This is a genomic window from Nocardia sp. NPDC005746 (assembly GCF_040630785.1).
Classification (GTDB): domain Bacteria; phylum Actinomycetota; class Actinomycetes; order Mycobacteriales; family Mycobacteriaceae; genus Nocardia.
Window position 1 is genome coordinate 258,789 of record NZ_JBEXYE010000001.1, and the last position, 21,263, is coordinate 280,051.

The following is a 21,263-nucleotide window of genomic DNA, read 5'->3' on the forward strand; positions in this document are numbered from 1 at the left end:
CCATCCCCGGTCAGGTGAAAGCCCGCACGGGCGTGCCGGATTCGTCGAGCGCCGCGCGGATCCGGCGGGCCATCTCGACCGCCGCCGGAGTGTCGCCGTGCACGCAGATGCTGGCCGCCGTCACCGCCACCGTGCCGCCGTCCACGGCCGCCGCCTTGCCGTCCCGGGCGATCGACAGCGCCTGGGCCACCGCCGCGTCCGCGCCGAGCACCGCGCCGGGCAGCCCGCGCGGGGCGAGCAGACCCTCCGGCGTGTAGGCGCGATCGGCGAAACCCTCACCGAAGAACGGGGTTCCGGCGGCCGCGGCCGCGTGCTCGAGTTCCGTGCCCGCCGGGCCCAGCAGGGCCAGAGCGGTGTCGAAGTCACGCAGCGCCGCGACGATCGCGTCGGCCAGCGCCCGGTCGGCGGCCGCCTGGTGGTACAGCGCGCCATGGGGTTTCACGTAGCGAACCCGGTCTCCGGCCGCGACGGCGAAGCCCGCCAGCGCGCCGATCTGATACAGCGTCTCGTCCCGCAGGTCGGCCGGGGTGACGGCGATGGCGCGGCGGCCGAACCCGGCCAGATCGCGATGGCCCACGTGCGCGCCGATCCGGACACCCTTCTCCACGGCCAGGGCGCAGGTGCGGCGCATGATGGCCGGATCACCCGCATGGAAGCCGCAGGCGATGTTCGCGCTGGTGACCACGTCAAGCATGGCGGCGTCATCGCCCATGGCCCAATCGCCGAAACCCTCGCCGAGGTCGCTGTTCAGATCCAGCGTCATCCGCGTCCTCTCGCTGTCGTCGTGATCCGATTGTGGGCGCGCCCGCATCCGGCGACAAGAATGTCACGACAGAAACTGTGTCATGGATCACAGCGACGTGCGGCCGGTTCCGGCGGCGCTCCCCGCGTCAATACGCGTAGACGTCCACTTCGGTCGCCTTCACCGCGAAATACACCTCCATACCGGGGGCCACGCCCAGCCGGGCCACGGCGGCCGGAGTCAGGTCGGCCGCCAGGCCCGCGGTCGCCCCCGGGCCGTCCATCGCGCGTACCCGCACGATCCCGCCGCGATCCTCCAGCTCGGACACCGTCACCCGGAACACATTGCGGGGACTGCCCTCCGGATGGTCCCGATGCACGGCCACCGCGGCGGGCGAGAACACCGCCGCGGCGTCGCCACCGGGGGTCCACTCCTCCTGGGCCCGGCCGAAAACCTCGGCGCCGCCGTCCGTCACGGCGCCCAGCCCCGCACTGTCACCGGGCACCGCCGTACCGAGAATCAGGTTCACCCCGGCGATCCGGGCCGCGAAACGGCTGCGCGGACGCGCGAGAACCTCGGTGACGGAACCGGATTCGATGACCCGGCCGGACTCGATCACGACGACCCGATCCGCCAGGGTGACCGCGTCGATGATGTCGTGGGTGACCAGAATCGTGGCCGTGGGACGCGCATCGGCGAAGGCGGCGTCCTCGCCGTGCGGGCGCAGCACCTTGCGCACCAACGCCCGCATGGCCGGGGCCGCGGTCACATCCAATGCCGCCATGGGTTCGTCGAGCAGCAGCACCCGCGGATGCACGGCCAGTGCCCGGGCCAGGGCCACCCGCTGTGCCTGGCCGCCCGACAGGGAAGCGGGCGAACGGTTCGCCAGGTCCTCCGCCTCGACCGCCCGCAACCACTCCCGCGCGAGCGCCACCGCGGCCTTGCCGCGCATGCCGCGGCTCCGGGGGCCGAACGCGACATTCGCCTCCACCGACAGATGCGGGAACAGCAGGGCATCCTGCGCCAGCAGGGATACACCCCGCTGATGCGGCGGCACCGCAAGACCTTTCGAGGTATCGGTCAGCGCACGCCCGTCGAGCCGGACATATCCCTCGTCCGGAACGGCCAGGCCCGCGACCACATCCAGCAGACTCGACTTGCCGGCGCCATTCGGGCCGAGGACCGCCAGCACCGCACCAGCCGGAACCTGAACGGCCACCTGGACATCCCGCTCGTGCAGCCGGGCGGACACCTCGAGCCCGGTCACGGCGTCAGCTCTCCCAGCAGCGTGCCCAGGTGGCGGGGCGCGGGGGACCCGTGCGCGAGCATCGCGTCGTGCCAGTCCCGCAGGGGAGTCGCGGCGGGGCGCACGGCGGCCAGGGCGGCCACCTCGGTGTAGCCGACGAAATAGGTGGAGAGCTGGGTGGAGGTGAGCAGGGTGCGACGCCATTTGCCGGCGGCCTCGCCCTCCTCCTGGAAGCCGCGGTCGTGCATCAAGCCCATGGCCTCGGACTCGGTCATGGCGTCGCAGTGCACCGACTGGTCCAGGATGGCGTTGATGGTCATGCGGAGGTGGGACTTCAACTGCTGCAACCGGACCGGGAGCCCGCCGAAACCGGTGTCGGCCATGAGTTTCTCGGTGTAGACGGCCCAGCCCTCGATGAACGTCCCGCTCGAGCACAACGCGCGGACCGCGGTCGACCCGCGGAAGCGGCGGGCTCGCGCCAACTGGAGATAGTGACCGGGCACGGCCTCGTGCACGGTCAGATTGCGCATCATGTGGTCGTTGTATTCGCGATAGAACGACCTCGCCCGCTCCGGCGACCAGTCCTCCGGGGTCGGGGCGATGGCGAAGAAGGTGGGGAGCTCGGCGGTCTCGAGCGGACCCACCGAATCGCAGTAGGCCACGGCCACCCCGCGCGCGAATTCCGGCATCTCCTGGATCACCAGCGGGTCCTCGACCAGCGACACCAGGTCGTGCTCGCGGACGAAGGCGGTGGCCTCGGCGAGCGCGTCGGTGGCCACGGCCACCACCGTGTCGTTCGACGGGCGCTGGGCCGACACCCGCTCCAGCGCGCGGCGCACGGTGTCGTCGTCGGGGTTCGCGATGCCGAGCAGTTCGCCCGCCGCCGAACGGATTTCGCCGGTCAGCCGCTCCAGATGACGGTGGGCGCGGTCCAGGATCTCCCGCGAGCCCAGTTCGGTGTCGAGGGTGTGCCAGAGCCTGGCCTCCCACAGGCGACGGCCCAGGCGCGGGTCACGCTCCGCGCCGTCGAGGCGACCGCCCAGCCAGGAGGTGAACTCCCTCAGCGCCGACACCGCGCCGGTGACGGCGGGCTCGATGGCGAACCCGGGCGCCTCGGCGGCCAGCGCCGGCACCTGGTCGCGCACCAGCGCGGCCACTCCGTCGAACTGGCCGATCGCGGTCCCGACATGGACGCCCGGCATGTCACCGAGCACCGCGCGCGCCGTGGCCAGTGCGTCCGGGAGCGCGGTGAGCCGGGCGCGCAGCGCCTCCAGCCGCACCTCGGCGGGAGCGAACGGGCGGGCGATCAGGTGATGCAGGAGCGGACCGGGATTGTGCACCAGCGGATTCCACTCGTGTTCACGGATCTCGGTGAGCTCGAAGAGCAGGCCGTCGACCCGCTGCTGCAGCAACGCCAGATCGACGCCGTCCTCGGGCGCGAGATCGTCGGGATCCACCTCGGCCAGCGTGTGCGAGGCGTCGCGCAGCAGGGCGACCCGCTCGGCCACCGCACCCGGCGACAGATCCGGCAACCGGTCATCGGCGCGATGATCACCGACCTCGGCGGCCAGGTGCGGATCGGCGGTCAGCAGCGCATCGACGATGCGCTCGGCACGGGAGGCGAAGATCGGCGACATGGTGGTCACGCTAGCGTCCGCCGGTACGCGACCAGCACGATCACCGCGGCGACCAGCACCAGCAGCAGCGAAAGCGCCACCGCGGCATCCGGATCGGACTCACGTTGCAGATAGATCTCCAACGGCAGGGTGCGGGTCCGGCCCTGCAGACTGCCCGCGAAGGTGAGGGTCGCGCCGAACTCACCCAGCGCCCGCGCGAACGCCAGCACCGTCCCCGACACCAGGGCCGGGCGCAGCAGCGGCAAGGTCACCCGCCACCACACCACCGACGGCCGCGCGCCCAGGGTCGCCGCGATCCGCTCGTACCGGTCGCCCGCGGTGCGCATCGCGCCCTCCAGCGTGATCACCAGGAACGGCAGCGCGACGAACGTCTGCGCCAGCACCACCGCCGTCGTGCTGAACGCGATGCGGATGCCGATCGACTCCAGCTCGCGGCCCACCAGGCCGTGCCGTCCGAACAGATACAGCAGCGCCAGACCACCCACCACCGGCGGTAAGACCAAGGGCAGCAACACCAGTGCGCGCAGCACCGGCATCACCCGCCACCGGACCCGGGCCAGCACCGCCGCCATGGGCACGCCCAGCAGGACGCACAATACGGCGGCGGCCAGCGACGTGCGCAGGCTCAGCTCCAGCGCCACCCGCGAGGACTCCGAGGTGATCAGGCCGAAGAAATGCGACCAGTTCACCGCCCCGGTCAGAGCCACCAGCGGACCGGCCACCAGCACGAAGCCGATGGCGGCCGGCAGCAGCAACCAGACCGGGGGACGCATCACGGCTGCCCGAAACCGGCCTGCTGCAACGCCTTCCGACCGTCCGGTCCGGTGACCAGGGTGACGAAGTCCTTCGCCGCGGCCGCGTTCTTGGAATCCGCCACCGTCGCGATCGGATAGGTGTTCACGGCCTTGGCGGATTCGGGGAAGTTCACGGTGGTGACCTTGGCGCCCGCGCCCGCCGCGTCGGTGACGTAGACCAGCCCGGCGTCGGCCTGACCCGAGGTCACCTTGGCCAGCACGTCGGTCACCGAGGACTCCTCGCTCACCGGCGAAATCGCCACTCCGGCATCGGCGGTCACCTTCTTGGTGGCCGAACCGCACGGCACCTGCGGCGCGCACACCACCAGCCGCAGACCCGCGTGCGACAGGTCGGCCAGCGAATTGACGTGCGCCGGATTACCGGGCGGCGTCACGATGGTCAGCACATTGGTGGCGAAAGTCTGCGGCTTGTCGGTGATCCTGCCGCCCTTCACCGCCTTGTCCATATTGTTCTGGTCCGCGGAGGCGAAGACGTCGGCGGGCGCGCCTTGATTCAACTGCGCCACCAGATCCGAGGAACCGGCGAAGGAGAACGTCACCTTCGTCCCCGGGTGTGCGGACTCGTACTGCGTGCCCAGCTGGGTGAACACCTGCTTCAGGGACGCGGCCGCGAACACGGTGACGGTCTTGGTCTCGGTGCTGTCCGACGAGGACCCGCACCCCGCGAGCAGGCCCGCGCCGAGGACGGCGGTCGCGGAGAGGGCCGCGCCGGACTTGAAACCTAGGCCGCGCCACCGGCTTCCTTGAATGTCGCGGTGGTCGCCGTCTCCACCACGACGGTGGTCGCCTTGACGCTCGCCCACGCCACGCTGCCGGGCTGCAGCCCCAGCTCGCGCACCGACTCGCTGCTCATCAACGACACCACTGTGAACGGTCCGCATTGCATCTCCACCTGTGCCATCACGGTATCGGCCACCACTCTGGTGACCAGTCCCGGAAACCGATTGCGCGCCGAACTGGCGCTACCCATCCGGGTATGCGGCGTGCGGGCCTGCTCGACGGCCAATTCCGCGAGCTCCCCGCCGTCCACCACCAGGCGACCGGACTCGTCCTTGCGGCCGGACAACACGCCGCCGTCGATCCAGCGGCGCACCGTGTCGTCACTGACGCCGAGCAGCTGCGCGGCGTCACGAATCCGTATTTCGGGCATGGCAGGCAGGATATATCCGCAACTACGGAGATATCAATGGGATACATCCGCAAGTACGGATGACAAGAGTTCTCGGAGTGTTCCTGTTCACTTTCGCGCCGCTGGCGTCGCCACCGGCGGCCAGTACGCTCGAAGCAATCATGGCCACGTATTTCGATCCGAAGGCCTGGTCACCCCTGCGCGCGGTGGACCTGGGCATGGACCTCGGAAAACGCTTGTTCGACCAGGTCTGGGTGGAGCAGTGGACGAGCTTCACCAGCGCCTGGCTCGAACCGGCCGCCGACTTCGGGTCCGGAACCGTCACCGCGCTGATGCCCGACGTCCTCATGACCCTGCTGTCCGAAGGCATCCTCAGTCAGTTCGGCGGCCAGGAGGTCAGCGCCACCCTGCTCGGCAGCGATATGCGAGCCACCCTGCACACTCTCAAGGTGCGGCGGCGCGGCGCGCACTTCCAGGCCAAGACCGTGCTCACCGGACTGCTCTGGAACACCCACCCGATCGAGGAACTGACCGTCATCGCCCACGGACTGCGGCTCATCCCCGGCGTCCCCACCAAGGTCCGCACCTCACAGCTCGACCTCACCGGCGTGATAACCCTTGCGGCACTGCTGGAATGGATCAACAGCTGGCAGCCCGACTGGGAACTGGAACCCGCCGACGACGGGCTCATCCTGGCCCGGCACCGGCGGCGGCGGATCCGGGCGCTGGCCTCGGCCGAGGTCATCGACAATGTCCTGTCGATCACCGTGCACCGCGCACACTGGCGAAAAGTCCGCGCGCCCAAACGATTCACCACGCTCAACCCGATCCCGCTGACCGGGCTGCCCAGTCAGGCTCGGATCAGCCGGGCCGAACTGGTCGGCGAGCACGTGTTCTTCCGCATCGACCTGCCGGGCATCACCGGCTCGTTCGATCTCGCGCAGATCCGATCGGCCATCGTCGCGGGGACGACGCTGATCATCTTCTGACGCAACGCCTTACCGCCGGGCCAGACGCTACTTCTGCGTCGGCCACCACTCGAGCAGGGCCGCTTCGGCTTCATCACGAGTCATCGGGCCGCGGTCCAGGCGCAGTTCCTTCAGGAAGCGCCACGCCTTGCCGACATCCGGGCCCGGCTTCAGATCCAGCAGCTCCATGATCGCGTTGCCGTCCAGATCCGGCCGCACCCGCGCCAGATCCTCCTGCTCGGCCAGCGCCGCGATGCGCGTCTCCAGCCCGTCATAGGTCGAGCGCAGCGCCGCGGCCCGGCGCTTGTTGCGGGTGGTGCAGTCGGCGCGAACCAGCTTGTGCAGGCGGGGAAGCAGATCACCGCCGTCGGTCACGTAGCGGCGCACCGCCGAATCGGTCCACTGGCCCTTGCCGTAGCCGTGGAAACGCAGGTGCAGGTACACCAGCCGCGCCACATCCTCGGTGAACTGCTTGGGATACTTCAAGGCGCGCAAGCGCTTTCGCACCATCTTCGCGCCCACCACCTCGTGATGGTGGAAGCTGACGCCGCCGCCGGGCTCATTGCGCTTGGTCGGCGGCTTGCCGATGTCGTGCAGCAGGGCGGCCCAGCGCAACACCAGGTCCGGATCGCCGTCCTCCTGGTCGATGGCCTGGCGCAGCACGGTCAGCGAATGCTGATAGACGTCCTTGTGCTGGTGGTGCTCGTCGATCTCCAGCTGCATGGCCGGAACCTCGGGCAGCACCCGCTCGGCCAGACCGGTCTCGACCATGATGTCGATGCCGTCGGTCGGGTACTCGCCGCCGATCAGCTTGTCCAGCTCGGTGCGCACCCGCTCCGCGGTGATTCGGTCGATCTCGGTAGCCATCTCCACGATCGCCGCCCGCACCCGCGGGGCCAGCTCGAAACCCAGCTGCGAGACGAAACGCGCGGCGCGCAGCATGCGCAGCGGGTCGTCGGCGAACGAATCCTGCGGCAGCGCAGGCGTATCCAGGACACCGGCCAGCAGCGCCTCGACACCGTCCAGTGGGTCCACGAACTCCAGCTCGCCCAGCGCGCCGATCCGCACCGCCATGGCGTTCACCGTGAAGTCCCGGCGCACCAGATCACCCTCGAGGGTGTCGCCGAAAGTGACCTCCGGATTGCGGGAGACCCGATCGTAGGCGTCGCTGCGGAACGTGGTGATCTCCAGTTGCTGGCCGTCCTTGGCCGCGCTCACCGTGCCGAAGGCCAGGCCACCGGTGTCCCACAGATTGTCGGCCCAGCCGCGCATCAACTCCTGCACCACTTCGGGGTGGGCGTTGGTGGTGAAATCCAGATCGGTGCCGAGACGGCCGAGCACCGCGTCGCGGACGCTGCCGCCGACCAGATACAGCTGATGGCCGTGCGCGGCGAACAGTTCGCCGAGAGGAGTCAGAACATCGGAGAGCCTGCCGAGGGTTATCGCGGCCGCCGCCAGCAAGCGAGTACGGCGATCCTCGACAGCTACATCCTCGGACTTCGGCGAAACCACGAAGACGCAGCTTAGTCGCACGTGGGCGCAATCCCCGAATAGTGTCCCGCGACCCGGTGCGGGCATCCGGCGTGCCGTGTCACGACCGGTGTCTACCTGCTATGAGAGCTCCGTATATATAGGAGCCACCGCGCTGGGGCGGGCGGAGCCGCCCTCCCCTATAGACTGACGCAGTGTCCCCGGCCGATCGTGCGAACAGTCGACGCCGCCAGCCCCGGCGGCGTGGTTCGGCCGGTAATGCGGCGAAAGCTACCGGCGCGGCGAAACCGCGCATGCGCACCGTCCGCGAGACCTCCGCGGGCGGACTCGTGGTGGACGGTCTCGACGGCCCCAGCGAGAAGCGCTGCGCCGCCCTCATCGGGCGCACCGACCGGCGCGGACGCCTGCTCTGGTCCCTGCCCAAGGGACACATCGAAGAAGGCGAGACCTCCGAGCAGACCGCCATCCGGGAAGTCCAGGAGGAGACCGGCATCCACGGCACCGTGGTCGCCGAACTCGGCAGCATCGACTACTGGTTCGTCACCGAGGGCCGGCGGGTACACAAGACCGTGCACCATTACCTGATGCGTTCACTCGGCGGTGAACTCTCCGACGCCGACGTCGAAGTCACCAAGGTGGCCTGGGTTCCCTTGAGCGAACTAGACTCCCGGCTCGCCTACGCTGACGAACGCAGGCTGGCCGAGGTCGCCAACCGGCTGATCGACCGGATGGAGAACGGCAGACAATGACGCGTGCGGGATCGCGGCGCACGCTGCTGTCACTCGTCGCGGTAATGCTGGCGGTGCTCACCTCACTGGGAATCGGCCCGGGAATCGGCACGCCCATTGCCGCCGCCGAACCCACCGGCAGCGGTAGCGGTAGCGGACAGAACAGTGGACCCAAATTCCTGAAACTGTCACTGGATTCGGTGACGCCGACCGCCATCACGGCCGGCAGCGACCCCTACTTCGTGGTGTCGGGCACCGTGACCAATATCGGCGACCGGCCGGTCGACGACGTCAGCGTCCGCATCCAGCGCGGCGCGGCCGTCACCAACCCCAGCGCGTTGCGCACCACTTTGCGCCTGGACCAGGCCAGTTACGACGTCACCGGTGAATTCCAGGACGTCGCAGACCGATTGACCGCCGGACAGCGCAAGCAGTTCAGCGTCACCGTCGCCCTGCACTCCGGAACCGAGCTGCCCGACGGCATCTCGTCGCTCAATATCGACGCGCCCGGTGTCTACCCGCTGCTGCTCAATGTGAACGGGCAACCCGCCTACGGCGGCCAGGCCCGCCTCGACGATGCCCGCTTCCTGCTGCCCGTGCTCGGCGTGCCCGGCGGCGCCGACCCCAAACACGCGCCCGGGCAACCCGCCCCGTCCGTCGTCGACACTCCGCCGGTCGCCACCACCCTGCTGTGGCCGCTGGCCGACCGGCCCCGGCTGGTCGCCGGGCAGCCCGGAGCACCCGACGCGCAAGCCCTGCTCACCGATGACGACCTCGCCGCCTCACTGGCCCAGGGCGGACGGCTCGACCAGCTGCTCTCGGCCCTGGAGAGCATCGTCAAACCCGACAGCGCCCGCGACCGCAGCCTGATCAACGCGGTCTGCCTGGCCGTCGACCCGGACCTGCTCATCACCGTGTCCGACATGACCAGGGACTACCGGGTGCTGGCCAGCCCCTCCGACCCCGAAGGATCCACCCGGTCCGGTAGCGGCGGCCGGGCCGCCAAGGCGTGGCTGGAACGACTGCGCACGCTCGCGCCGGGAATGTGCGTGACCGCCCTGCCGTTCGCGCAGGTCGACCCGAACGCGCTGGCCGCGGCCGGGGACGTCACGCTCGCCGACCGCGCGCTCAACGCGCCCGCCGACCTCGTCGACTCCGTACTCGGCGTGAAATCGGTGCGCGGCGTGGCCATTCCGGACGCGGGCACCGTCGACAACGAGGGCGCCGCGCTCTTCGCGCACCACGGCTTCACCACCACCGTGCTCGCCGACAACGCGGTCGCACCGGCCGACGGCCGCTCCAACCTGCTCACCGCCAAGACCCCGCCCGCGACGCCCGGCGGCGCACCCGAACCCGGCACCCCGGACATGGTCACCCTGGCCGATGTCAGCCCGCCGCCCGCCACCGGCACCACCACGCAGCCCGCACCCGCCGCCCCGCGTGCCGCCACCTTCGACATCTGGGCCGCCACCGCGCTCGCGGCCATCGGATCCAACCCGCCCACCCCGCCCTTCACCCCGGACAAGGCCCGCTACGACGTCACCGTCGACTCGCGCGCGGCGCGGTTGCAGGACGCGCTCGGGGCCGTCGCGTGGACCGCCCTCAACCCGCAGCCCGGCCGCCCGCGCTCCGCGCTGCTGGTACCGCCGCAGCAGTGGGGGGCCAACCGGGACGAGGCCTCCTCGGTCCTCGCCCTGCTGGACCTGCAGCTGCGCAACAACCTCGCCACCCCGCGACCGCTCACCGAACTGCTTGCACAACAGCCCGATCCGCAGCCCTACACGCTCGACTATCTGGAGCAGGCCGCCGACGACGCGGTCCCGGCGCACTACGCCGAACCCGTGCACCAGCAGGGCCAGCGCATCACCGAACTGATGAGCGCGCTGGTGGACGTGCCGCAGCAGGAGCTCAGCCCGCGCGCCTTCCTCACACCGCTGCGCGATGACCTGATCCGGGTGCTGTCGCTGACCGACCGCCGGTCCGGGGGCGCCGCCGCCGACACCAATGCCCAGCGGCGGCTGGACCAGACCACCAAGACCATGAACAACCTGTTCGGATCGGTGACCGTGCTGCCGCCCGGCGGCGTCTACACGCTCGCCTCCGAACAGAGCCCGCTGCTCCTGGTCGCCCGCAACGACCTGCCGGTGGCCATCCGGGTGCGGTTCAAGATCAACGCACCGGCCGAGACGAATATCACCGATATCGGCGAACAGCAGCTGCCCGCCAAGGGAAACCGGTCTTTCCAGATCCCGACCGAGGTCTCCGACAGTCGAAACCTGACCATTCCCATCGGACTCAGCACGCCGGACGGCGTGCCGCTCGGCAATGCGGTCTCGGTATCGGTGCGGTCCAACGCCTACGGTCAGGTGTTGGCAATAATTACGGCGAGCGCCTGTGCACTTCTGCTCCTGCTGGTCGGTCGCCGGCTCTGGCACCGCTTCCGCGGACAGTCCGATCCGGCCGACGAGGAGGGGTTCGACGCCGGCGCCGCCCACGGCCCCGAGCAGGACGGCCGCGGGCGCAAGCGGGACATGAAACGACAGGAGGCACGGTGAGCGAGTACGGCGGACCACGCTCATCCGGCCGACCGGAGGACTCATCGGGCCGGGCCGCGGGCCACCCCGGACATCACGAAGGACAGGGCGGGCGGCAGGACGGGCCCGACGGTCCGCCGCAGGCGCGCCGTGCCCCCTCCGCGCCGTGGGAACGCGGCGTGCCCCGCCCCGGACCGCGCGGACCGCAAGGCCCCGCCTCCGGAGCACAGCGAGCGATTCCCGGTCATCCGCAGGGCAATCCCGGCCGCCCCTATCCGGGTCAACCGACCGGTCCACAACGACACGTTCCCGCGCCCGGCGAATCCGGGCCCATCATGCGACGACCCCAGCAGGGCCGCCCCGAACCCGCCGCCGGACGCGTCCCACCCGAAGAGCGCTACCACTGGGGACACCCCGGCGCCGCGGGCAACCGCGCACCCGGAACCGGGCCCATCTCGATGCCGCCCGGCCCCCAGCGCTACCCGACACCCCCGATGTCGAATCCGCGCCCGATGGCCGCCCCGCGCCCCGGACCGCCGACCGGGCCGCAGCGGCAAGCCGATTCGGGCCGGCAGGCAGTGGTCACCGCACCGCGCGCCGACGAGAAGCCGGACAACTCCAACGCCAAACTCGTGCGCGACACCGGCTCGCTCGCGCTGGCGACGCTGATCAGCCGCATCACCGGATTCGCGAAACAGGCGCTGCTGCTGACCGTGCTCGGCCCGGCCATCGCCAGTGCCTTCACCATCGCCAGCTCCATCCCCAACATGATCTCCGAGCTGCTGCTCGGCGCGGTGCTCACCGCCATCGTGGTGCCCACCCTGGTCCGGGCCGAACGCGAGGACGCCGACGGGGGAGCGGCCTTCGTCCGACGGCTGTTCACCACCGCGCTCACCGTGCTCGGCACCGGAACCGTCATCGCGCTGATCCTGACCCCGGTGCTCACCGAGCACGTCTTCCTGTCCAGCGACAGCAAGGTCAACTCCGCGCTCACCACCGCGCTGACCTTCATGCTCGTGCCCGCCGTACTGCTCTACGGCATGTCGGCGCTGCTCATGGCGATCCTGAACACCCACCAGGTGTTCAAACCCGGCGCCTGGGCGCCCGTGCTCAACAACTGCGTCGCCCTGGTGGTACTCGGGCTCTACGCCCTGCTCCCCGGCGAGCTGACGCTCAACCCGGTCCGGATGGGCGAACCCAAACTGCTGCTGCTCGGCATCGGCACCACCGTCGGCGTCGCCGTTCAGGTCGCCACCCTGCTGCCCGCCATCCGGCGCGAAGGCATCGACCTGCGGCCGCTGTGGGGCCTCGACGCCCGGCTCAAGCAGTTCGGCGGCATGGCCGCGGCCATCATCCTGTACGTGCTGATCAGCCAGATCGGCTTCAGCTTCACCCTGCGCGTGGCCTCGCACGCCGACGTCGCGGGCCCGACCATCTACCAGAACGCGTGGCTGCTGCTGCAGCTGCCGTGGGGCGTGCTCGGCGTGACCCTGCTGACCGCGATCATGCCGCGGCTCAGCCGCAACGCCGCCGCCGACGACACACCGGCCGTGGTCGACGATCTGAGCGCGGCCACCAAGCTCACCATGATCGCGCTGGTGCCGATCGTCACCTTCCTGACCTTCGCCGGCACCCAGATCGGTGAGGCCATCTACGGATACGGCCGCTTCGGCGGCGACGCGGCCCGCCTCGGCGAAGCCGTGTCCTGGTCCGCGTTCAACCTGATCCCGTACGCGCTGGTGCTGATCCACCTGCGCGTCTTCTACGCCCGTGAACAGGCGTGGACGCCCACCTGGATCATCCTCGGCATCACCAGCGTCCAGATCACGCTGTCGGCGCTGGCGCCGGTGTTCTTCTCACCCGAACACGTGGTCATCGCGCTCGGCGTGGCCCGCGGGCTCGGCTTCGTGACCGGCGCGATGATCGGCGGCTGGCTGCTGCACCGCAGCCTCGGCGATCTGCGCATGGCCAATGTCGGCCAGACCATCACGCGCGTGGTGCTCGCCTCGCTGGCCGGCGGCGCGGTGCTGCTCATCGTGGACAAGGTGCTGGGCCTGCACCGGCTCTCGGACTCCTTCGGCGGCTTCGGCTCGCTCATCCGGGTCGGCATCACCGCCATCGTCATGTTCGGCGTGGCCTTCGGACTGATGCGCCTGCTCGGCATCCCCGAGATCGTGGCCATCACCGTCGCCGTGTCGCGGCGGCTCGGCTTCACGCCGCCCGCCCCGGATCTGGACCTCGACGGCACCCCGCTCGAGGACCTCCACGAGACCACCCTGCTGCCCAAACCGGACCTGCGCGCCGCGCCGTACTACTACCGCTTCGATCCGTACCTCGACGCGCAGACCATGGTGCTTCCGGTCATCCGACCCGACGCGGTTGAACTCACCGAGAAGGTGGAGTTCCCGTACCCTGTTCGGCAGGCAAACGCAACTGCCCAAACCGGCCTGCCCGCGGACAGCTCCCGCGGCACGCCGGATGCCGCCCGGAACCCCGACGGCGGCTTCCGCACTACTCCGGAGGCCGCCGCGGCGGGTCCGGCGCCGACACATCGGTCTTCGACATATGAGGGCGAAGGAGGAACGAGGGTGAGCGACGACGCGGCGGGTGGTGTCCCGGCCGCCGAATCCGCACAGGCCGCGGGCGGCGGGCTCTCCACGGACACCCCTCCGGTCGGCGAGGCCGGCGGAAAGCCCGGGGTCAGAGCCGAGTCCGCGGACCGCACGAGCGGGTCCGGCGGACCGGAGAAACTACCGGAGGACCAGGACCACGCAGGTCCCGAAACCGGTGTCTACGAGGCCATCTCACCGCAGATGCCGCCCATGCGGGTGGAATCGCCGACCAAGCGGATCCAGCGCGGACCCAAGCTGACCCCCGGCGCCTCCGTGGCGGGCGGCCGCTACCGGCTGCTGGCCGGACACGGCGGCGCGCGCGGCCTGCGGTTCTGGCAGGCCCTGGACGTGAAGCTCGACCGCGAGGTGGCCCTCACCTTCGTCGACGCCGACCAGGAGGCCACCGAGAACTCCGGGCACGACGGACCGCAGGCCATCCTGTCCCGCACGCTGCGCCTGGGCCGGATCAACTCGCCCGGCCTGGCCCGCGTCCTGGACGTGGTGCGCGGCTCCTCCGGCGGCATCGTGGTGGCCGAATGGACGCCCGGCCGCTCGCTCAAGGAGATGGCCGACACCGTGCCGTCCCCGATCGGCGCGGCCCGCGCCATCCGGGCGCTGGCGGCCGCTGCCGAGATGGCGCACCGCGGCGGCGGCTCACTGTCCATCGACCACCCCGACCGGGTGCGGATCAGCGCCTCCGGCGACGCCGTGCTGGCCTTCCCCGGCACCCTGTCCGACTCCGACGCGCAGTCCGACGTGCGCGGCCTCGGCGCCATGCTCTACGCGCTGATCACCGCGCACTGGCCCATCCGCCCCGGCGGCATCTCCGGCAGCGCGATCACCGTCGGCGGACTGCCGCTGGCCGATTTCGGGCCCGACGGAACCCCGGTGGAACCCCGCAATATCCGGCCCGAGGTGCCCTTCGAGATCTCCGCGGTCGCGGTGCGCTCGCTGGAGTCCAACAAGGGCGTCCGCACCGCCGCCACCGTCCAGCACGTGCTGGAGCAGGCGTCGGTGGTGGACCAGAAGACCGACTTCATCCCCGTGCTGCGGCTCGGGCAGAAGCCGCCCAGCGCACCGGACGAGACCCTCGCCGATCCGGAACTGCTCGCCGCCGAGAAGGAACGCTCGCAGCGGATGATGTGGATCCTGGTCGGGATCGGCGTGCTGGCCGCGCTCGTGGTCGGCGTCATCATCTGGTGGCTGCTGAGCGTGTTCGCGCCCGGCTCCTCCAACGCGCCGCTCAACGAACAGCGCAATATCGGCCTCACCACCTCGGCGACGCCGCCGCCCGGCCCGGGCGCGGCCACCCAGACCCCCGTCGGCGCGCCGCCCGCCGGCGGTGTGCCGGTGCCGGTCACCGGCGCGACGGTGTTCTCCCCGGAGGGCACCCCGGACAATGTGGGCAGCATCGGGGCCGTGCTGGACAACAACCCCACCACCACCTGGCGTAGCGACGCCTACTTCCAGCAGTTCCCGGCCCTCAAGAAGGGCGTGGGCGTCCTCACCACCCTCGGCAGCCCGTCCAAGCTGACCAAGGTGAGCATCGAATCGCCCTCGCCCGGAACGCAGGTCGAGATCCGCACCTCGCCGACCGCCTCGCCGACCCTCGACCAGACCCAGCTGGTCGGGTCGGCAGTGCTCGGCGACGGCATGACCGAGATCCCGGTGCGGGCCGACCAGCCTGCCCGGTACGTGCTCCTGTGGATCACCCAGCTCGCGAACAACGGCGGCCAGTTCCAGACGGCCATCGCCGAAATCCGCTTCGAAGCAAGTGTCTGACGGGCTCCTCCGGCGTCCTGAACGCTGACCGCCACCAGGCCGCGTGATCCGAACCAAACGGCCGCTACCTGCGCATTCTTGCGCGATTCACCGCTGCTGAATCGTTGTCCTCGATATGATCTTGGCGCTCTCGGCATGGGGAGTTCGCCGCTCTGAGGGGATGCATTGCCGTCACCGAACGCAGTGTCAGCATCGAGGACAGAGTCACCGTCGAACGCGAGCGATCGCGAACTATTGGCCGCGCACGCCGCGGGCGCACCGCACGCCTTCGCCGAACTGTTCCGCCGCCATGGCGACCACCTCTACCAAACCGCGCTACGCGCCTCCTACAGTCCCGAGGACGCCGCCGACTCGCTCCAGGACGCCCTGCTGTCCGCGCACCGCGGCGCGGCCGGATTCCGCGGCGACGCCGAGGTCCGCAGCTGGATGCACCGCATCGTGGTCAACGCCTGCCTGGACCGCATCCGCCGCAACAAACTGCGCCGCACCGAACCGCTGTCCGAGGACACCGCCGACGAGCCCGCCTGTCCGCGAGACGATTTCGCGGCCCTGGAGGCCAGCCTGCTGGTCGACGCGGCGCTGTTCACGCTGCCCGCCGACCAGCGCACCGCACTGGTCACGGTGGAACTCGAGGGCTACTCCATCGCGGATGCCGCTGCCCTGCTGGGCATCCCGGAGGGCACGGTCAAGAGCCGCTGCGCCCGCGGCCGCCGAAGGCTCGAGATGAAACTTCGCGAATAGGACGTTTGCGCGCCGACACAGCCGGGCATGAACACCTGAATTCCGCTCGAACACCGCACTATTGGGGGAACCTTGTACGGTTCCCATACGTCCGATACGAAGACAGGTCTGTGATTCCCACTCGACGCCCTGGAGGGGCAATGGAGGAAACCTTCTCCACCGAGCTGCTGGCCGATCTGCACGGCGGCAGCCTGCCGCCGGAGCAGGCCGCACGGCTCTGGCCCGCGGTCCGGCGCGACCCGGAGGCCATGCGCTACCTCGAGGCCCTCGACGGCATCGACGACCGGCTGCGCGAACTCGGACGCGACGAGAACATCACCCGCCCCATCCCCACCGACGTGGCCGACCGCTTGGAACGCATGATCGACGACCTCGCGGCCGGGGACACCCCTATCCCCACCGCACCCATGCCGGTCCTCGACGGCTCCATCTTCGCCACCGGCCGCCTCGACCCCCGCGAACTCGAGGAACCGCTCCTCCCGCCGGACCTGGACGAGGACGAGACCGCCGAGTTCACCGAACGCCCGTCCCGCCGCCTGCGCTGGCTCACCGCCGCCGCGGCCGCCGCCGCCCTGGCCGCGGGCGCCGTCGTCGCCGTGGACGCCCTGAGCACCCGCCCGACCACCCCGGCCGCCCAGCCCAGCGCCGACGAACTGGACCCCGCCCTCTCACCCGGCGTCGTCCTGACCGCCATGGGCCGCCACGACATCACCGGCCCCCTGGCCGCGGGCACCGCCCTCAGAGACTGCCTACGCGCCGCCGATCTGGACCGCCAGGTCCTCGGCAGCCGCAGCGTCGTGTTCTCCGGCACCCCGGGTGTCCTGGTCCTGCTCCAAGGCCCGAAAGCGCCACAGATCACAGCTGCCGTCCTCGGAACGAATTGCACGCCTGGCCACCCCCAGGTGCTCGGCCGCACCGATATCGGGTAGCCCACCTGCCAGTTCGCGGGCGTCTCGATTCCGGACTGCGGCTTGTTAGACCTCCGCCTCGGAGCGGGGGAGCGAAGCGCAGAAGGGCAGAATCGAGACCTCGGGGCCGCGAACCCGCCGGAGCGAAGCGGAGGCGATCAGACCCGGGAATGACAGCGTTTAGGCTGTTGTTGACCGGTTCGCTCACGCTCGAGCGATCGAGATTCTGTACTACAGCTTCGGAGGGCCATCTTGAGCACGCCTGTTCGCGACCTGATCATCGTCGGCTCCGGCCCGGCCGGCTACACCGCCGCGGTGTACGCCGCCCGCGCGGAACTGGAACCGCTGCTGTTCGAGGGCACCCAGTTCGGCGGCGCGCTCATGACCACCACCGAGGTCGAGAACTTCCCCGGCTTCCGCGAGGGCATCATGGGCCCCGACCTGATGGAGGAGATGCGGGAGCAGGCCAAGCGCTTCGGCACCGATATCCGCACCGAGGACGTGGACGCCCTCGATCTGACCGGTCCGGTCAAGAAGGTGACCGTCGGCGGCGAGGTGTACCAGGCGCACGCCGTGATCCTCGCCATGGGTTCGGCGGCCCGCTACCTCAATGTCCCGGGCGAGCAGGAGCTGCTCGGCCGCGGCGTCAGCGCCTGCGCCACCTGCGACGGCTTCTTCTTCAAGGGCCAGGACATCGTGGTGGTCGGCGGCGGCGACTCGGCGATGGAGGAGGCGACCTTCCTCACCAAGTTCGCCAGCTCGGTGACCGTCATCCACCGCCGCGAGGAGTTCCGCGCCTCCCGGATCATGCTGGAGCGGGCCAAGAACAACGACAAGATCCGCTTCATCCTGAACTCGGAAGTCGCTGCGGTACACGGTGATTCGAGCGTCACCAGCCTGACCCTGCGCGACACCCGCACCGGCGAGACCTCCGAGCTGGCCGCCACCGGCCTGTTCGTCGCCATCGGCCACGATCCGCGCAGCGAACTGGTGCGCGGCCAGGTCGATCTGGACGACGAGGGCTACGTGCTGGTCCAGGGCCAGAGCACCTACACCTCGGTGCCGGGCGTCTTCGCCGCCGGCGACCTGGTCGACCACACCTACCGGCAGGCCATCACCGCCGCCGGCACCGGCTGCCGCGCGGCCATCGACGCCGAGCGCTGGCTCGCCGACCAGGGTGACATCACCAGCAACACCCTCGATCACGCCGGTCAGCCGGTGGAAGTGAACAACTAAGGAGTTTGGCAATGTCCGACGCCAAGACCGGTGCCACCAAGACGGTGACCGACGCGACCTTCGCCGACGAAGTACTGCTCAGCGAGAAGCCCGTACTCGTCGATTTCTGGGCGGCCTGGTGCGGCCCGTGCAAGATGGTCGCCCCCGTGCTGGAGGAGATCGCCGCCAACACGGACAAGATCACCATCGCCAAGCTCGACGCCGACAACAACCCGGAGACCTCGAAGCACTACGGGATCCTGTCGTTGCCTACCATGGTCCTGTTCCAAGGGGGCAAGGAAACCAAGCGGATCGTCGGAGCAAAGGGCAAAGCCGCCCTCTTGCGCGAACTAGAAGAAGTTCTTTAGCGACGCTGGATAGAATTTCGGCGCCAGCGGGGGCCTACGTGGTTACACAGGCAAGCGCGGAGAGGCGGAGCGACGCCTTCGGCCCCTGACGCTGGCGCCGGGGTTAGTATCCCTGCACTCGACAGTTGCCGAAATTCGGTCCGGGTCTGAAACAATCGTTCAACGCTCCGGTCGCGCGGTGGTGTGGACCACTGCGCGAATGGGTACCCGGGTTGGCGGAAGGAAAGGGCTCTCACGCATGCACCGACTTCGTCACGGCGATACAGGACCAGCCGTAGCAGAGGTTCGGAGCACCCTGGCAAGCCTCGGGTTCCTGCACACTCATCCCCATAGCGATCCGGCGGGTCTGGACGGGGAGTACTGGAAGGACGCCGACGCCACCTTCGACCATGATCTGGACTCCGCCGTACGCGCTTTTCAGCAGCACCGCGGTCTCCTGGTCGATGGCGTGGTCGGCCCGGCCACCTACCGCGCGCTGAAGGAGGCCTCGTACCGCCTCGGCGCTCGCACTCTCATCTACCAGCTCTCCGCACCGCTCTACGGCGACGACGTCGCCACCCTGCAGCGTCGGCTGCAGGATCTCGGCTTCTATGTGGGCCGGGTCGACGGGTACTTCGGCCCGCACACCCACGACGCGCTCACCGCGTTCCAGCGCGAGATCGGGCTCTCCTCGGACGGCATCTGCGGTCCGGACACGCTGCGCTCGCTGGATCTGCTGGGCGCCCGCGTCACCGGCGGCAATCCGCATCGGATCGCCGAGGAAGAGGTGGTGCACCGGGCCGGGCCGCAGCTCACCGGCAAGCGCATCGTCATCGATCCGGGTCTGGGCGGGCCGGACAAGGGTTCGCCGGTGCCGACCGAATTCGGTGACGTCTACGAATCGGAGATCCTCTGGGATCTGGCCAGCCGGCTCGAAGGCCGCATGGCGGCAACGGGTATGGAGACCTTCCTGTCGCGGCCGTGGGGGGCCAACCCCTCCGATGCCGAGCGGGCCGAGACCTCCAATACCTTCGACGCCGACCTGATGATCTCGCTGCGCTGCGCCAGCAGCGACAACGATTCCGCCAGCGGCGTGGCCAGCTTCCACTTCGGCAACTCGCACGGCTCGACCTCGATGATCGGTCAGGTGCTGGCCGGGTTCATCCAGCGCGAGATCGTGGCCCGTACCTCGCTGCAGGACTGCCGGACCCACGCCCGCACCTGGGACCTGCTGCGCCTGACCAAGATGCCGACCGTGCAGGTCGACATCGGCTATCTCACCAGTGATTACGACGCGTCGGTGCTGACCAATCCGCGCATGCGCGACGTCATCGCCGAGGCCATCCTGATCTCGGTGAAGCGGCTGTACCTGCTGGGCCAGGACGACCAGCCCACCGGGACTTACACATTCGCCGAGTTGCTCGCCGAAGAGTTGGCGGCCGCAGACCGGCTGTAATGTTTCACATGAAACAACCCCGCCTCCCGAACATCCGGGAGGCGGGGTTTTTCGTTGCGGTGGAACCGGACGGGGGAGTGGTCAGCGGGTGGAGATACGGGTCGGCATGGTGAGCGCCGCCGCCGCGAGAAGCTGATCGAGCGCCCGCTCGACGTCTTCCTTCCACAGGTGCTCGTGATCCAATTCCAGCCGCAGGCGCGGGAACCGGTGATGCGAGGCGACCACCTTGAAACCGACGTCCTCCAGGAAGTCGGCCTCGATCATGCAGTTCTCGGGGGAGCACCCCGAGGGCGACGGCGCGGGGGAGCGCAGCGGCGAGCCGATCCGCTCGCGCAGCGACATGGAACCGACGGCGGGCATGGAACTGGTCGGCGGATCCTTGCGAATGCCGAACGCCTCGATGGCCCGCACACCGCGGCGCACCAGATCGCCCACCACGGCCTGGATCAACTGCTGACCAACCTGCTCCCCTTGGAACGGGATTTCGGCGCTCAGCGTGGTCAGCAGCACCGCATCCGGGCTCACCGGGGACGTGGGGAAGAGACCCGCGCGCGGGACCGCGCTCGGCGGCGCGTAGATGGCGCAGCCGGCCGGTTTATCCTCGACCACGGCGACCTGACCACACAACCCCCACTGCAACATGACGGTCGAGAGCCAGGCCTCCTTCTCGAAGACCGGGTCACTGAAGCTATGGGAATCCGCCGCCACCGCCGGATCGATCTCCCAGAACACGCATCGCCGCGCATGCACCGGAAGTTTGTCGAGTCCGCCGAGGGTAAGTGCTGTCACGCTGGTCGACACTGCTCTGCTCAGCCTCCAGCTGTCTGATTCATCCACACTCACGCCGCATCACACAGTTCTCGCCAGCAAGAATAAGCGATCAACGCTTTACGCCTCTCCAGGGCCGTAAAC

General features: G+C 69.7%; 17 protein-coding genes. 9 read left to right on the forward strand and 8 right to left on the reverse strand.

Annotation, left to right across the window (positions count from 1 at the left end):
* Positions 1-10: 10 nt before the first annotated feature.
* From ABZ412_RS01190 to ABZ412_RS01215, 6 genes are all read right to left on the reverse strand, one after another.
* Positions 11-763, reverse strand: coding sequence for a 5-oxoprolinase subunit PxpA (locus ABZ412_RS01190; RefSeq protein WP_357274865.1), 753 nt, complete (start codon positions 761-763; stop codon positions 11-13).
* A 127-nt stretch (positions 764-890) separates the two neighbouring features.
* The gene (locus tag ABZ412_RS01195) at positions 891-2,009 is read right to left on the reverse strand and encodes an ATP-binding cassette domain-containing protein (protein WP_357274867.1); all 1,119 of its coding nucleotides are present in this window, start codon (positions 2,007-2,009) and stop codon (positions 891-893) included.
* On the reverse strand, positions 2,006-3,625 hold the full coding sequence (locus ABZ412_RS01200) for a DUF885 domain-containing protein (RefSeq protein ID WP_357274870.1): 1,620 nt from the start codon (positions 3,623-3,625) through the stop codon (positions 2,006-2,008). The genes ABZ412_RS01195 and ABZ412_RS01200 overlap by 4 nt, the downstream gene beginning before the upstream one ends.
* Positions 3,626-3,630: 5 nt before the next feature.
* Entirely contained in the window at positions 3,631-4,398 is a 768-nt protein-coding gene (locus ABZ412_RS01205; RefSeq protein WP_357274872.1) for an ABC transporter permease, read from the reverse strand.
* Entirely contained in the window at positions 4,398-5,189 is a 792-nt protein-coding gene (gene modA / locus ABZ412_RS01210; protein ID WP_357275893.1) for a molybdate ABC transporter substrate-binding protein, read from the reverse strand. Before modA ends, ABZ412_RS01205 begins: the two co-directional genes overlap by 1 nt.
* Complete coding sequence (locus ABZ412_RS01215; protein ID WP_357274874.1) at positions 5,162-5,590, reverse strand: TOBE domain-containing protein; 429 nt, start codon at positions 5,588-5,590, stop codon at positions 5,162-5,164. The genes modA and ABZ412_RS01215 overlap by 28 nt, the downstream gene beginning before the upstream one ends.
* A 140-nt stretch (positions 5,591-5,730) precedes the next feature.
* Between ABZ412_RS01215 and ABZ412_RS01220 the strand changes: the two genes are divergently transcribed.
* Positions 5,731-6,558: a hypothetical protein gene (locus ABZ412_RS01220; protein WP_357274876.1), complete on the forward strand. Its 828-nt coding sequence runs from the start codon at positions 5,731-5,733 to the stop codon at positions 6,556-6,558.
* A gap of 27 nt (positions 6,559-6,585) precedes the next feature.
* Here ABZ412_RS01220 and ABZ412_RS01225 read toward each other — a convergent pair whose 3' ends face one another.
* A complete protein-coding gene (locus tag ABZ412_RS01225; protein WP_357274879.1) occupies positions 6,586-8,049 on the reverse strand; it encodes a CCA tRNA nucleotidyltransferase in 1,464 nt (487 codons plus the stop codon).
* Between the two features lie 173 nt (positions 8,050-8,222).
* Between ABZ412_RS01225 and ABZ412_RS01230 the strand changes: the two genes are divergently transcribed.
* The 8 genes from ABZ412_RS01230 (at position 8,223) to ABZ412_RS01265 (ending at position 20,351) form a co-directional block, all read left to right on the forward strand.
* A complete protein-coding gene (locus ABZ412_RS01230; protein ID WP_357088536.1) occupies positions 8,223-8,777 on the forward strand; it encodes an NUDIX hydrolase in 555 nt (184 codons plus the stop codon).
* Positions 8,774-11,311, forward strand: a complete 2,538-nt coding sequence (locus tag ABZ412_RS01235) for a DUF6049 family protein (RefSeq protein WP_357274881.1) — start codon at positions 8,774-8,776, stop codon at positions 11,309-11,311. Before ABZ412_RS01230 ends, ABZ412_RS01235 begins: the two co-directional genes overlap by 4 nt.
* 314 nt (positions 11,312-11,625) lie before the next feature.
* Complete coding sequence (locus ABZ412_RS01240; RefSeq protein WP_357274883.1) at positions 11,626-15,684, forward strand: lipid II flippase MurJ; 4,059 nt, start codon at positions 11,626-11,628, stop codon at positions 15,682-15,684.
* A 183-nt stretch (positions 15,685-15,867) separates the two neighbouring features.
* Positions 15,868-16,425 (forward strand): RNA polymerase sigma factor SigM, encoded by a 558-nt coding sequence (gene sigM / locus ABZ412_RS01245; protein WP_357274885.1) that lies wholly within the window; start codon positions 15,868-15,870, stop codon positions 16,423-16,425.
* 140 nt (positions 16,426-16,565) lie between these two features.
* Positions 16,566-17,354, forward strand: a complete 789-nt coding sequence (locus tag ABZ412_RS01250; protein WP_357274888.1) for a hypothetical protein — start codon at positions 16,566-16,568, stop codon at positions 17,352-17,354.
* A 231-nt stretch (positions 17,355-17,585) separates the two neighbouring features.
* The gene (gene trxB / locus ABZ412_RS01255; RefSeq protein WP_357274890.1) at positions 17,586-18,569 is read left to right on the forward strand and encodes a thioredoxin-disulfide reductase; all 984 of its coding nucleotides are present in this window, start codon (positions 17,586-17,588) and stop codon (positions 18,567-18,569) included.
* A gap of 11 nt (positions 18,570-18,580) precedes the next feature.
* A complete protein-coding gene (gene trxA, locus ABZ412_RS01260) occupies positions 18,581-18,916 on the forward strand; it encodes a thioredoxin (protein WP_357088521.1) in 336 nt (111 codons plus the stop codon).
* Positions 18,917-19,154: 238 nt separating this feature from the next.
* A complete protein-coding gene (locus tag ABZ412_RS01265; RefSeq protein WP_357274892.1) occupies positions 19,155-20,351 on the forward strand; it encodes an N-acetylmuramoyl-L-alanine amidase in 1,197 nt (398 codons plus the stop codon).
* Between the two features lie 81 nt (positions 20,352-20,432).
* On the opposite strand, the gene ABZ412_RS01270 is transcribed toward ABZ412_RS01265, so the two are convergent.
* Positions 20,433-21,152 (reverse strand): GNAT family N-acetyltransferase, encoded by a 720-nt coding sequence (locus ABZ412_RS01270; protein WP_357088516.1) that lies wholly within the window; start codon positions 21,150-21,152, stop codon positions 20,433-20,435.
* Positions 21,153-21,263: the final 111 nt, after the last annotated feature.